At 61.2% G+C, this 13,239-nt stretch carries 10 protein-coding genes; 6 read left to right on the top strand and 4 right to left on the bottom strand.

Translation table 11 applies throughout. From position 1 onward, the window contains the following. Nucleotides 1-68 precede the first annotated feature (68 nt). The 4 genes from HEP89_RS12700 to iolG all read right to left on the bottom strand — a co-directional run bounded on the left by HEP89_RS12700 (nt 69) and on the right by iolG (nt 5,070). On the bottom strand, nt 69-1,958 hold the full coding sequence (locus HEP89_RS12700) for a monovalent cation:proton antiporter-2 (CPA2) family protein (protein WP_077291833.1): 1,890 nt from the start codon (nt 1,956-1,958) through the stop codon (nt 69-71). Beyond that, entirely contained in the window at nt 1,958-2,575 is a 618-nt protein-coding gene (locus HEP89_RS12695; RefSeq protein WP_077291832.1) for an NAD(P)H-dependent oxidoreductase, read from the bottom strand. The genes HEP89_RS12700 and HEP89_RS12695 overlap by 1 nt, the downstream gene beginning before the upstream one ends. A 187-nt stretch (nt 2,576-2,762) precedes the next feature. Then, nucleotides 2,763-3,896 (bottom strand): Gfo/Idh/MocA family oxidoreductase, encoded by a 1,134-nt coding sequence (locus tag HEP89_RS12690; RefSeq protein ID WP_077291831.1) that lies wholly within the window; start codon nt 3,894-3,896, stop codon nt 2,763-2,765. Between the two features lie 175 nt (nt 3,897-4,071). After that, nucleotides 4,072-5,070, bottom strand: coding sequence for an inositol 2-dehydrogenase (iolG, locus tag HEP89_RS12685; RefSeq protein ID WP_077291830.1), 999 nt, complete (start codon nt 5,068-5,070; stop codon nt 4,072-4,074). A gap of 117 nt (nt 5,071-5,187) precedes the next feature. Here iolG and HEP89_RS12680 point away from each other — a divergent pair, with 117 nt between their 5' ends. From HEP89_RS12680 to iolD, 6 genes are all read left to right on the top strand, one after another. Continuing rightward, entirely contained in the window at nt 5,188-6,054 is an 867-nt protein-coding gene (locus HEP89_RS12680; protein ID WP_077291829.1) for a MurR/RpiR family transcriptional regulator, read from the top strand. A 145-nt stretch (nt 6,055-6,199) separates the two neighbouring features. Next, nucleotides 6,200-7,141: a sugar ABC transporter substrate-binding protein gene (locus tag HEP89_RS12675; RefSeq protein WP_023003006.1), complete on the top strand. Its 942-nt coding sequence runs from the start codon at nt 6,200-6,202 to the stop codon at nt 7,139-7,141. A 169-nt stretch (nt 7,142-7,310) separates the two neighbouring features. Continuing rightward, nucleotides 7,311-8,438 carry an ABC transporter permease gene (locus tag HEP89_RS12670; RefSeq protein ID WP_031270286.1) on the top strand — a complete coding sequence of 376 codons (1,128 nt, stop codon included), beginning with the start codon at nt 7,311-7,313 and terminating at the stop codon, nt 8,436-8,438. A 1-nt stretch (nt 8,439) separates the two neighbouring features. Continuing rightward, nucleotides 8,440-9,219 carry an ATP-binding cassette domain-containing protein gene (locus HEP89_RS12665; protein WP_023003004.1) on the top strand — a complete coding sequence of 260 codons (780 nt, stop codon included), beginning with the start codon at nt 8,440-8,442 and terminating at the stop codon, nt 9,217-9,219. Nucleotides 9,220-9,247: 28 nt separating this feature from the next. Then, nucleotides 9,248-11,206, top strand: a complete 1,959-nt coding sequence (gene iolC / locus HEP89_RS12660) for a 5-dehydro-2-deoxygluconokinase (protein ID WP_168692178.1) — start codon at nt 9,248-9,250, stop codon at nt 11,204-11,206. Then, entirely contained in the window at nt 11,203-13,044 is a 1,842-nt protein-coding gene (iolD, locus tag HEP89_RS12655; RefSeq protein ID WP_168692177.1) for a 3D-(3,5/4)-trihydroxycyclohexane-1,2-dione acylhydrolase (decyclizing), read from the top strand. Before iolC ends, iolD begins: the two co-directional genes overlap by 4 nt. Nucleotides 13,045-13,239: the final 195 nt, after the last annotated feature.

Genomic DNA, 13,239 nt, shown 5'->3' with positions numbered 1-13,239 from the left:
CGGGAAAAGGCAGTGGTTACCACCGGGAAACCTCATTCTTTTGTCGGAACGCTGCTTTCCGCCTCCCGTCAGAGCGTCGCATCGCCCTTTGGGGGCGGCGTCCAGCCACGCTCCGATCCTTCAGGGCGATCACCACCCCTGTCGACTTGCATGATTTCGAACAGGGTTTCGGAATGCGCCCTCATGGCATCGATATAGGAAGTGTCGACGCCACCGTCGTTGAAATTCTCGCGAAGGTCATCGAGCATCGCAATGTCGTGATGACGGAATTCCCTCGCCTTGGTGCGCGCCCGGAACGGATGGTACCCTAGCTCGGTCAAGGCCTGGCGTCCAAGCGCCAGGGCCCCTTCGAAGACCTCTCGCTCGGCACAATGAGCACCGGCATTTTCCAGTTCGTAGACATGATGCCGGTCGCGGGCACGGGCGAGGATCCGGACATTCGGATAGGTCTTGGCAACGTGTTCCACCAGTTCGGTCTGCTTGTCGCGATCATCAAGCGCGGCAACGAAGAGGTCGGCATCGTCCAGCCCGGCACCGTGCAGAAGGTCCGGCCGGGTCGCATCCCCATAGAAGGTTCGAATGCCTATCCTGCGCAGGTTTTCGATCGTCTGCGGGTCATGATCGAGAATGATCACGTCATAGCCACTGGTCAGCAGCAGTCGCGAGACGATCTGGCCGAACCGGCCCATGCCCGCGACAACAACCCGGCCGCGCCTGTCGATGACATCCGGTTCCCGATCCGCTTTCGCCAGAGCCCGTGGAGCGACGATTTTTTCGTAGAAGATGAACAACGCGGGTGTCAGCAGCATGGAAATCGCCACCACCAGGGTCATGGTCTTGATCAGCGATGGTTCCAGCACCCCGCTGCCCGAGGCAAATCCGAACAGCACGAAAGCGAATTCCCCTGCCTGTGCCAGCCCGAGCGCGAACAGCCACCGATCTGGCCCTGTGAGGCGAAAGAGGGCTGCAAGCAGGAACAGCACCAGAAACTTGACTGCCATCAAGCCGAGCGCGAGTCCAAGGATCGATAAAGGGGCACCGAACAGCAGGTCGAAATCGATCCCCGCCCCGACCGTCAGGAAGAACAGGCCAAGCAACAGGCCCTTGAAGGGTTCGATATCGCTTTCCAGCTCATGACGATAGTCGCTGTCGGACAGGACAACCCCGGCAAGAAAGGTTCCGAGTGCCGGCGACAGGCCGACAAAATCCATGACCAGGGCGATGCCGATTACGAGCAGCAGCGCGGTTGCCGTGAAGATTTCCCGCAGGCGTGCTTCGGCTATGAACCGGAAGACAGGCCGCAGCAGATGACGCCCTGCCAGGATGATGGCGGCAATAACAGCCAGAATGACAAGAGCCTGTGCCCAGCCCGGCAAGGCCGCCAGAGCTTCACCACCATGACCGGCACTCTCGCCATGCCCGTCCGCGGCTCCTTCCCCGCCATGGCCACTGATGGCAAGCAACGGAAGAAGTGCCAGCATCGGAATGACCGCGATATCCTGGGTCAGCAATACCGAGAAGGAACTCTGCCCACCTTGCGTTTTCAGCCAGCCCTTCTCGTTGAGGGTCTGCAAGACGATGGCGGTGGAGGAAAGCGACAGGATCATGCCGAGCGCCAAAGCGCTCTGCCAGTGAAGACCGAACGCCAGACCGGCCGCGGCAAAGATGAGCGCTGTCCCGACAACCTGCAAGCCGCCAAGCCCGACAAGCTGCTGGCGCATTTTCCAGAGCATGGCGGGTTGCAGTTCCAGCCCGACCAGGAACAGCATCATAACCACGCCGAATTCTGCAAAATGTTGCACGTCGGCCGCTTCCGACCCGACGATGCCGATGACAGGCCCGATCACCACACCGGCGATCAGATAACCAAGCACGGAGCCAAGACCAAGCCGGTTGGCAATCGGCACCGCGATGACGGCCGCGCACAGATAGACGAAGGCTTCGCTGAGCAGCGCCATCAAACCGTCTCCCCTGCCAGCAGGAACGCATCCAGGTCATCCGGCAGCACCGGCGCTACGGCCGCCTTTGCAAGATCCAGCTGATCGCGGACCAAAGCATTCAGAAGCTTTCCATAGGCATGGCGGTGGGCCTCAAAGCGGTTTTCCTCCAGTGCTCGCCCGGCCCCGAACAGCGCAAAGGGCGCAAGGTAGCGCATGCCGCACAGATCCGCCGTCTTTTCGAATGGGCCCAGCAAGCTGCGCAACTCGGCATGGTTCATGCCCGTTTGCGAATAGGCATCCGGTTTGGCACCGGTCGTGACCGCGTTCAGAAACACCTTGCCATGCAATGCCTTGCCGGCATGACCATAGGCAAAGCCATGTTCCAGAACCAGATCCTGCCACTCTTTCATGATGGCGGGAGCCGAATACCAGTAAAGCGGATGCTGGAAGACAACCACGTCATGAGCCCGCAGGCGGTCCTGTTCCCGGTCGATATCGATGCTGAAATCCGGATAGTCCGCATAAAGATCGACGGTTGTGATCTCCTTGATCGACCGCGCGGTTTCAAACAGCGGCAGGTTCACCTCCGACCTGTGCGGTCGTGGGTGGGCAAAGAAAACGATTACCTTGGCCAAGAGGATCTCCCGGATCTGAGTAAGCCCGCAGAGCCGGCAAGGCCCGCCAGGCAAGGCAAACCAACGGTCTGTATTCTCAAGAGTTTATAGGGATCATCCGCAACAGATAAAGGGCGCGAACAGGAACCGGCCTGTTCGCGCCCATTGAACAATAAAGTGAGCGATAGACAGTGGGATGCTGTCGGCGTCAGTCCGCTCTGGAGACCCGCACCCGGGTGCCCGTCTCTCCAGCCTCGGCAATCGCATGAATGACCGCTTCAAAATGAAGCGCCTCCCGGAACGACGGCACGGCATTGCGCCCTTCTGAAATCGCCGTCAGGAACTCATGAACCTCTATCACCTTCAGATCGTTGAACCCGAGCTGATGGCCGGCGGCCGGAACGAATTGCCCGTACGGCGGATGAGCTGGCCCGCTGAGCAACGTCTTGAAACCCTGTTCGGCAAGCTCGCCCCGGTTCTGATAGAGACGGAGTTCGTTCATGCGCTCCTGATCAAAGGTAATCATGCCTTCCGTTCCATGCACCTCGAAGCCGATGTAGCTCTTGCGGCCCCAGGCACTGCGCGAGGTCGAGACAACACCATGGACACCGTTTTCGAAGGTCAGCAGTGCAGAAGCGATGTCTTCGTTTTCAACCGGACGCCGCTCGCTTGAGCCATTGCCCATGGGCCGTGTTTCATGAACCGTTCTTGTCTCTGCGACCAGGCTTTCGACCGGTCCGACGAGTGCGGTTGCGAGCGAAATCAGATGGCAGCCAAGATCGCCGAGCGTGCCGAGGCCGGCATCGGCCTTGGTTGCCCGCCAGGTCCAGGCGAGGTTTGGATCAGCCTGGTAGTCTTCATCGACCATGCCGCGAAAATGCACGATCCGGCCGATGGCGCCATCCGCGATGAGTTTGCGGGCATGCGAAATCGCCGGATTATGCAGGTAGTTGTAGCCGACGATGGTCTTCGCACCTGTTCTTTCGGCAACAGCCAGCATCTGTCTGGCGTCCTCCAGGCTAAGCGCCATCGGTTTTTCCAGATGCACGTGCTTGCCGGCCTCGAGCGCGGCAAGCGCCATTTCCTTGTGCACCTTGTTGGGTGTGGTGATGCAGACGATATCGACCTTCGGATCCGCAATCAGATCTTTCCAGTCGCTCGTTGCCCTTGCGAAGCCGAACTGGTCGGCAAAGGCTTCTGCCTTTTCTGCAGGAACATCGCACAGCACTTCCAGGCGGGTCGCCGGCACATCGCCGAACACCGCTTTCACCGAACCATAGGCAAGCGCATGGCACTTTCCCATGAAACCGGTGCCGATCAATCCGATACCGAGACTTGTCATGTAATCCGATCCTCCCTGAGGTGACGAAGCGGACCGTTCCGCCCTTTAACCTCATCCTGAGGAAGCGCCTTGGCGCTGTCTCGAAGGATGGGCTGCTTGCTCATGAGTGCGCCGCCCATCCTTCGAGACGGACCAGACGGTCCTCCTCAGGATGAGGTCATAGTGGTTCTGACGCTCAGACTTCGTCCATGCCGACGGCGCGGCGTTCGGCGATGGACTTGAGGGCAGCTTCCGCCAGGGCGAGTGCCTTCAATCCGTCCTCGCCACTCGGTGACGGCGCACTACCGGTTTCGATAGCCTCGACGAAAGCGGTGATTTCAGCCGCATAGGCTTCCGTGTAGCGGGTCATGAAGAAATCATGCAACGGCGGACGGGTGTACCCGGCTTCGGTTGCCACTTCGATGGATACCGGACGCTGGTTTTCCGCACTCACCACACCCTTGGAGCCATGCACTTCGATGCGCTGGTCGTAGCCATAGGTTGCCCGGCGGGAATTGGAGATGGAGCATTGCTTGCCGGACGCCGTCGTCAGCACCACCATGGCGCTGTCGTAATCGCCGAGCTTGCCGATTTCCGGATCGACCAGAACCGACGCCGTCGCGTAGACGGTCGTGACTTCATCGCCGAGCAGGAACCGGGCCATGTCGAAATCATGGATGGTCATGTCACGGAAGATGCCGCCGGACGACGTGATGTAGGATGGCGGCGGTGCACCCGGATCGCGCGAGGTGATCTGCACCATTTCCACGTCGCCGATTCGCCCTTCGTCAATGGCTGCGCGCACGGCGCGGAAATGCGGATCGAAACGGCGGTTGAACCCCAACATCAAGGTTGCGCCAAGGTCTTCTACCGTCTTCAGGCAGGCTTTCACCCGGTCCAGCGACAGATCGACCGGCTTTTCGCAGAAGATCGCCTTGCCTGCGCGTGCGAACTTCTCGATCAGATCGGCATGGGTGTCGGTCGGCGTGCAGATGATCACCGCGTCGACATCGCCGGCGGCAGCGATCTCGTCGATCGTGCTGACACGGGCGCCATAGGCGGCTGCAAGCGTTTCGGCGGCTTCCGGGAAGGCGTCCGCAACAGCGACGAGCGTCGCACCGGCGGCCGCGCCAACGGCCTTTGCGTGCACTTTACCGATACGTCCAGCCCCAAGCAGGGCGACATTGACGGCCATGATACTTCCTCCCGGATGACATGTGGCAGAGCGGTTTGAACCAGCGCTTGCCAATTTAGAATAAAAATTCCAAAATCATTTTCGACGGAATGTGTCAAGCCGGAAAAGAAGAAGACAATGAATGACGCCTCGCCCGATCCAGAAAATGAACCCAATCTCGCCACCGCCGAAATCCTTGCGCCGCCGCAGTCGATCGATGCGTTTTTTGCCCGGCTCGGCAGCACCGCCGAAAGACTCCCCAAGCGCCTGAAACAATTCGCGAACTACATCGCGGCCAACCCAGACAAGGTGGCGGTTTCCACGGTTGCCGAACTTGCCGAAGGCGCCGACGTTCAGCCGTCCGCCGTGATGCGTTTCTGCCAGGAAATGGGCTTTTCCGGTTTTTCGCAAATGCAGAAACTGTTCCGCTCGGACTATTCCCAGAAATGGCCGGACTACGCCACCCGCCTCGCCAAACTGCGCGAGCACGGCACCGAGTCCCCTTCTGCGCTCCTGGCCGAATTCGTCGAGGTTGGCCGTTCTTCTCTGGAAAACCTACTGACAACCGTCGACCCGACCGCGCTTCAACAGGCAGTCGATGTGCTGGCCCGGGCCGAAACGATTCACATGATCGGCTTCCGCAGGGCCTTCCCGGTCACGTCGTATCTTGCCTATGCCTTCGAAAAGATGGACGTGCCGGCGGTTCTCCATTCAGGCATCGCCAACATCAACATGGAACACCTGATCCGGCCGAACGACGCGGTCATCGCGGTGACCTTCGCCCCGTACACGGAAATGACCATCGACATGGCCACCAAGGCCCGTGCCAGCGGCGCTGACATTGTCGCGATTACGGATGTCGTGACCAGCCCGCTCGCACGCCTGAAAGCAATCCAGCTACTGGTCTCGGAACTGGACGTAGGCGCGTTCCGGGCGCTGTCCGCAAGTCTCTCCCTGGCCATTGCCCTGGCCGTTTCCGTGGGGGCTCAACGGAACAGGCTGTGATCTTTCTGGAAAAAATCTGTTGCGCTTCGATAAAAATGGAATTTATATTCCAAATGCGGCAACGGCGATCCCGAGCCGCCACAGACTTCTGATGACGCGGGTGGGATTGTTCGAGGCCCGCGGTCCACGTTCTGGGAGGAACACCATGAAGAAGACACTTATTGCAATGGCGGCTGCCGCCGTTGCCTTTACCGGCCTTGCCGCTCCGGCCTCCGCTGATGGCGAACGTTTCGTTCTGGTCAGCCATGCACCGGACAGCGACAGCTGGTGGAACACGATCAAGAACGCCATCACCGTTGCCGGTGGCCAGATGGGCGTTGAAGTGGAATACCGCAACCCGCCGACAGGCGATCTTGCCGACATGGCTCGCATCATCGAACAGGCTGCTGCGTCCAACCCGAACGGCATCATCGCGACGATCGCCGACTACGACGTTCTGAGCGGCCCGCTGTCCAACGCGGTTGCCAAGGGCATTCCGGTCATCACCATCAACTCCGGCACTGAAGAGCAGTCCAAGAAAATCGGCGCTCTGATGCATGTCGGTCAGCCGGAATACGATGCCGGCAAGGGTGCAGGTGAAAAGGCCAAGGCGGCCGGCGTCACCAGCTTCCTTTGTGTGAACCACTACATCACCAACCCGGCTTCGGTTGAACGTTGCCAGGGCTATGCTGATGCACTGGGCGTCGAACTGGGCGGCCAGATGATCGACAGTGGCCAGGACCCGGCTGAAATCAAGTCCAAGGTCATGGCCTACCTGCAGGGCAACCCGGACACCAATGGTGTCCTGACCCTCGGCCCGACCTCTGCGCATCCGACGCTGGCTGCGCTGGAAGACATGGGCAAGTCCGGCACCATCCACTTCGGCACCTTTGACCTTTCCGGCGAAATCGCTGAAGCCATCAAGGGTGACGTGATCGCCTTTGCCATCGACCAGCAGCCTTACCTGCAGGGCTACCTGCCGGTCGTCATCCTGACGAACCTGGCTCGTTACGGCGTGGTTCCGGGCAACTCCATCAACTCCGGCCCGGGTTTCGTGACCAAGGGCAACATTGCCCTGGTGGAAAAATACGCCGGCGAATACCGCTAAGCTGAAGGGCCGCCAGGCGCGGCCCTGTGGAGAGGCGGCCCTCCGCCTCTCCCTTGCAACTGACACGCTCGCGCACCCCGAAGGGTAAGCGCTGAATTCCAGAACACTGTTCTGCGGCCGGGCCGCATACTGGACGCGGCCGGCCACCCCGGCACGCAGGAGGAGACCTATGGCTGAGACACAATCGGCAGCCGCCCCTCGGAAAGACGAGCGCATCCGCGAAATGTCGCCCATGCGCAAGGCCCTGATCCGCCCGGAGCTGGGCGCGATCTGCGGCACTATTCTCGTATTCATGTTCTTCCTCGGCATCGCCAGCGACAGCGGCATGTTTGCCCCGGAAGGCATCATCAACTGGGGCACAGTCTCTGCCCAGTTCGCCATCATCGCCGTCGGCGCCTGCCTTTTGATGATCGCGGGAGAGTTCGACCTCTCCGTCGGCTCGATGATCGGCTTTTCCGGCGTCATCATCGCGCTCTTCACTGTTCAGTGGGGGTTCCCCGCATGGTTCGGTATCCTGGTCGCATTTGCCATGGCGCTGGCCATTGGCGGGCTCAACGGATACCTGGTCATCAAGACCGGCCTGCCCTCCTTCATCGTCACCCTCGCCTTTCTCTACATTCTGCGCGGTCTGACGATCTTCATTTCCATCGCCACCACCCGCAAGACCATCATCGGCGGCGTGCGTGAAGCGGCGGAAGGTGATCCCATCGCATGGCTTTTCGGCGGCAAGGTCTTTTCCGGCCTCTTTGTCTGGCTGGCCGATCTCGGCATTGTCGGCAAGTTCGTTGCCGGCCCGAAAGCAGGACTGCCGGTGGTCGAAGGCATTCCGATGCTGATGATCTGGGCAATCATCCTGATCGTGTTCGGCCATATCCTGCTCACCCGCACCCGCTTCGGCAACTGGATCTTCGCCGCCGGCGGCGACGCCCAGGCAGCGCGCTATGTCGGCGTGCCCGTGAACCGGGTCAAGATCCTGATGTTCATGTTCTCCGCCTTCTGCGCCACTATTTTCGCCACCTGTCAGGTGATGGAATTCGGCTCGGCCGCAGCCGACCGCGGCCTCCTGAAGGAATTCGAAGCCATCATTTCCGTGGTGATCGGCGGCGCACTTCTCACCGGCGGCTACGGTTCGGTGGTAGGCGCGGCGCTTGGTGCACTGATCTTCGGCGTTGTTCAGCAAGGCCTCTTCTTCGCCGGGGTCGAAAGCTCGCTTTTCCGGGTTTTCCTCGGCGTTATCCTGCTGCTCGCCGTGATCCTCAACACCTACATCCGCCGCATGATCACGGGGGAACGCTAAGATGTCCGACAACCTCATCGAACTCGTCGATATCGAAAAACACTTCGGCCCGGTGATCGCCCTCAATGGTGTCTCCGTGTCCGTCAAGGCCGGCGAATGCCACTGCCTTCTGGGCGACAACGGCGCGGGCAAGTCCACCTTCATCAAGACCATGTCCGGCGTCCACAAGCCGACCAAGGGCAAGATCCTGATGGAAGGCAAGGAAGTCAGCTTCAACAGTCCGCGGGACGCCATGGAAGCCGGCATCGCGACCGTCTACCAGGACCTGGCGATGATCCCGCTGATGTCGGTGACCCGGAACTTCTGGATGGGCCGCGAACCGCAAAGGCGCTTCGGCCCGTTCAAGTTCTTCGATTTTTCCGAAGCCAACGAAGTCACCATGACCGAGATGGCCAAGATGGGCATTCACCTGCGCTCGCCTGACCAGGCGGTCGGCACATTGTCGGGCGGTGAACGCCAGACGGTCGCCATCTCGCGCGCCGTCTTCTTCGGGGCCAAGGTGTTGATCCTCGACGAACCGACATCTGCCCTGGGTGTGCGCCAGACCTCCAACGTGCTGGCGACGATCGACAAGGTCCGCCAAAAAGGCATCGGTGTTGTCTTCATCACCCACAACGTGCGCCATGCCATGGCCGTGGGCGACAGGTTCACGGTACTCAACCGCGGCAAGACGCTTGGCACCGCAGAGCGCGGAGACATAAAAGCGGAAGAACTTCAGGACCTGATGGCCGGTGGCCAGGAACTGGCGGAACTGGAAGGTTCCCTCGGCGGCACCATCTGACGGGCTGAATCAAAAACGGAATGTGCACGTGAAGAAACTCGATGTCATCACGATAGGCCGCTCGTCGGTCGACCTCTACGGAGCCCAGGCTGGCGGCCGTCTGGAGGACATGGCGTCCTTCAACAAGTATATCGGCGGCTCGCCCACCAACATGGCCTGCGGCACGGCTCGGCTCGGCCTGAAATCCGCGCTGATCACCCGTGTCGGTGACGAACACATGGGCCGTTTCATCCGCGAGGAACTGGAACGGCACGGTGTCGACACACAAGGCGTAATCACCGACAGGGAGCGGCTCACCGCGCTTGTGCTGCTCGGCATCCGCGACCAGGAGCAGTTCCCGCTGATCTTCTACCGCGAGAACTGCGCCGACATGGCTATTGGCGAAGATGACATCGATCCCGCGTTCATTGCCTCGGCCAAGGCCGTGGTCGCCACGGGCACGCACCTCAGCCATCCGCAGACGGAAGCTGCCGTTCTGAAGGCACTGAGGCTTGCCCGCGAAAACGGCAGCCGTACCGCGCTTGACATCGACTACCGCCCCAACCTCTGGGGCCTGTCAGGGCACGGCGACGGCGAGAACCGCTTCATTGCCTCCGACAAGGTGACGGCCAAGCTGCAATCGAGCCTGCATCTGTTCGACCTGATCGTGGGCACGGAAGAAGAATTCCACATTGCCGGTGGAACCACGGACACGGTCGAGGCACTGCGCAATGTGCGCAAAGTGTCGGGGGCGACGCTGGTCTGCAAGCGTGGACCGATGGGGGCAACTGCCTTCGAAGGCACGATTCCCGACAGCCTCGACGAGGGCATTTCCGGTCCCGGATTTCCGATCGAGGTGTTCAACGTTCTGGGGGCCGGCGACGGCTTCATGTCCGGGCTGCTGAAAGGCTGGATCACCGGCGAGGACTGGGTCACGGCCCTGACCTATGCCAACGCATGCGGCGCGTTTGCCGTCTCCCGGCACGGCTGCACGCCGGCCTATCCGAGCTGGGAGGAGCTGCAGTTCTTCCTGAAACGGGGCGTGAAGGACAAGGCCCTGCGCAAGGACCCGGAACTGGAACAGATCCACTGGTCCACAAACCGGCATCGGCTGCACGGCGGCAACTGGTCGACCATGCGTGTCTTTGCCTTCGACCACCGTATTCAGCTCGAACAGATGGCCGATACGGCAAATGCCGGTCACGAGCGGATCGGATCGTTCAAGAAACTCTGCCTCGACGCGGCACTTTCGGTCGCAGACGGCCAGCCGGGCTATGGCATTCTGTGCGACAGCCGACACGGCCGCGAGGCGCTTTATCGGGCCGCCGGAACCGGGCTTTGGATCGGTCATCCGGTGGAGTGGCCTACCTCCCGGCCACTGACACTGGAACCGGAAATCGGTCCGGATTTCGGCGGCCTGGCCGAATGGCCGACGGAGCATGTGGTCAAGGTGCTGTGCTTCTATCATCCGCATGACACCGACGCGATGAAGGCCGAGCAGGAAGATGTCCTGAAGCGGCTGTTTGCCGCCTGCCGCCGCAACCGGCTGGAAATGCTGCTGGAGATCATCCCCTCCAAGGTTGGTCCGGTTGATGCCGACACCACGGCAGATATCATCCGCCGTTTCTACGAGATCGGCATCTATCCGGACTGGTGGAAGCTGGAACCCATGACCTCGTCGGAAGCATGGGCGAAGGCTTGCGACGCGATTTCCGAAAACGACCCTCACACCCGCGGCATCGTGGTACTCGGTCTTGATGCCCCGGAAGAGGAACTCGCCGCGAGCTTTGCCGAAGCGGCCCGCTTCCCGCTGGTCAAGGGCTTTGCGGTCGGCCGCACGATTTTTGCCGAAGCAGCCCGCAAATGGCTGGCAGGTGAATTGACAGACGAAGCTGCCGTCGCCGACATGGTGAGCCGCTTCGCCCGCCTGTGCAGCATCTGGGACACGGCGCGCACAGAAGCCGGAACCGAGGCACACGTCAACGAACTCCAGGGAATTTCCGCATGAGCACGATCCGTCTCACCGCCGCCCAGGCCATGGTGCGGTATATCTCCGCGCAGATGACCGAGGACGGCGAGCGTTTCATCGACGGTGTCTGGGCGATCTTCGGCCATGGCAATGTTGCCGGTCTGGGCGAGGCGCTGGAGCAGGCCGGCAACGCCCTGCCGACCTGGCGCGGCCAGAACGAACAGACCATGGCCCATACGGCTATCGCCTATGCCAAGGCCAAGAAACGCACACGGGCAATGGCCGTCACCTCGTCCATCGGCCCCGGCGCCACCAACATGGTAACCGCCGCAGCCCTTGCCCATGTCAACCGCCTTCCCGTTCTGCTGATCCCCGGCGATGTCTTTGCCAATCGCGCGCCGGACCCGGTGCTGCAGCAGGTGGAGGATTTTGACGACGGCACGGTCTCGGTCAATGACTGCTTCCGTCCGGTATCGCGCTACTTCGACCGCATCAGCCGCCCGGAACACCTGCTGACGGCCCTGCCGCGCGCCTTCCGCGTGATGACCGATCCGGTCAATTGCGGCCCTGTGACCCTGGCGTTCTGCCAGGACACGCAGGCAGAAGCCTTCGATTATCCGGCAAGCTTCTTCGAGCCGAAGGTCTGGCGCATCCGTCGCCCGGAACCCGACAGCCGGGACATCGCCGATGTTGTCGCCCTCATCAAATCCGCAAAGAACCCGGTTCTGGTTTGCGGCGGCGGGGTGATCTACTCGCAGGCAGAGGAAACCCTCGGCGCGTTTGCGACCAGGCACGGCATTCCAGTGATCGAGACCCAGGCGGGCAAGTCGGCGCTGGCGCAGTCTCATCCGATGAACTTCGGCACTGCCGGGGTCGACGGCTCGGCCTGCGCCAACGAGATTGCCGAAAGCGCGGACCTCGTCATCGGCATTGGCACCCGTTTCCAGGACTTCACCACCGGCTCCTGGGCGCTCTTCAAGGAACCGGGCCGCAAGCTCGTCTCCATCAACGTCCAGGGCTACGACGCCCTGAAGCATGGCGCCGTCGGTGTCATCGGCGATGCCAAGGTGTCGCTGGAGAAGATCTCAGCGACCCTTGGCTCAGAGACAAAATCGGCTTTCAATCCGCAGTCCCGTCTTGACTGGCTGGCGAAGGTCGATGCCCACTGCAGTGCGCGGACCGATGTGCCCGAAGGCTACCTGCCGCTCGACGCCGAAGTCATCGGCGCGGTGCAGCGGACGTCTTCGGAAAAGACCATCGCCATGTGCGCGGCCGGCACCATGCCGGGCGCCCTGAAGCTTCTGTGGCAGGCGCCGCAGGGTGGCTATCACATGGAATACGGCTATTCCTGCATGGGCTACGAGATTGCCGGTGCCATGGGCATCAAGCTGGCGCAGCCGGAGCGGGATGTCGTCTGCTTCGTCGGTGACGGGTCCTACATGATGGCCAACTCGGAACTTGCGACCGCCGTCATGAGGCGGGTGCCGTTCACGGTCGTGCTCACCGACAACCGGGGCTACGGCTGCATCAACCGGCTGCAGATGGGCACCGGTGGCAACCAGTTCAACAACCTCTACAAGGACTGCAATGTCGAGGCGCAGCCGGTGATCGACTTCGTCGCCCACGCGGCCGCCATGGGCGCCCACGCGGTAAAGGCAAAGGACATCGCCGACCTGGAAGCGCAGATCCTCGCCTCGAAGGACCGGGCCATTCCGACCGTAATCGTCATCGATACGGACCCGATGCACGGGCCGGGTGAGAACGGTGGCGGTCACTGGTGGGACGTCGCCGTGCCGGAGGTCTCTGAGCGGACCGAAGTCAACAAGGCCCGTGAGGGCTATGTCGACGCTTTGAAGCACCAGAACCTGGTCGATTGAGGGGAATGCAGAACACCAGCCCAGCTTTTCCACCCAGTCACACCTCATCCTGAGGAGGACCGTCAGGTCCGTCTCGAAGGATGGGCGGCATATACCGAACAAGTGGCCCATCCTTCGAGACAGCGCTGAAGCGCTTCCTCAGGATGAGGTTCGAAAGTTACGATCAACTCCAACGCACCAATGCGTTACAGGACA

It is taken from the genome of Labrenzia sp. 5N, from assembly GCF_012395805.1.
Lineage (GTDB): Bacteria > Pseudomonadota > Alphaproteobacteria > Rhizobiales > Stappiaceae > Roseibium > Roseibium algicola.
The sequence above is the reverse complement of the archived record's forward strand: the minus strand, read 5'-3'. Positions and strand labels throughout refer to the sequence as shown.

Coding starts and splice junctions, on each gene's coding strand:
- HEP89_RS12700 (WP_077291833.1), bottom strand. CDS start 1,958: ATGGCGCTGCTCAGCGAAGCCTTCGTCTATCTGTGCGCGGCCGTCATC.
- HEP89_RS12690 (WP_077291831.1), bottom strand. CDS start 3,896: ATGACAAGTCTCGGTATCGGATTGATCGGCACCGGTTTCATGGGAAAG.
- iolG (WP_077291830.1), bottom strand. CDS start 5,070: ATGGCCGTCAATGTCGCCCTGCTTGGGGCTGGACGTATCGGTAAAGTG.
- HEP89_RS12680 (WP_077291829.1), top strand. CDS start 5,188: ATGAATGACGCCTCGCCCGATCCAGAAAATGAACCCAATCTCGCCACC.
- HEP89_RS12675 (WP_023003006.1), top strand. CDS start 6,200: ATGAAGAAGACACTTATTGCAATGGCGGCTGCCGCCGTTGCCTTTACC.
- HEP89_RS12670 (WP_031270286.1), top strand. CDS start 7,311: ATGGCTGAGACACAATCGGCAGCCGCCCCTCGGAAAGACGAGCGCATC.
- HEP89_RS12665 (WP_023003004.1), top strand. CDS start 8,440: ATGTCCGACAACCTCATCGAACTCGTCGATATCGAAAAACACTTCGGC.
- iolD (WP_168692177.1), top strand. CDS start 11,203: ATGAGCACGATCCGTCTCACCGCCGCCCAGGCCATGGTGCGGTATATC.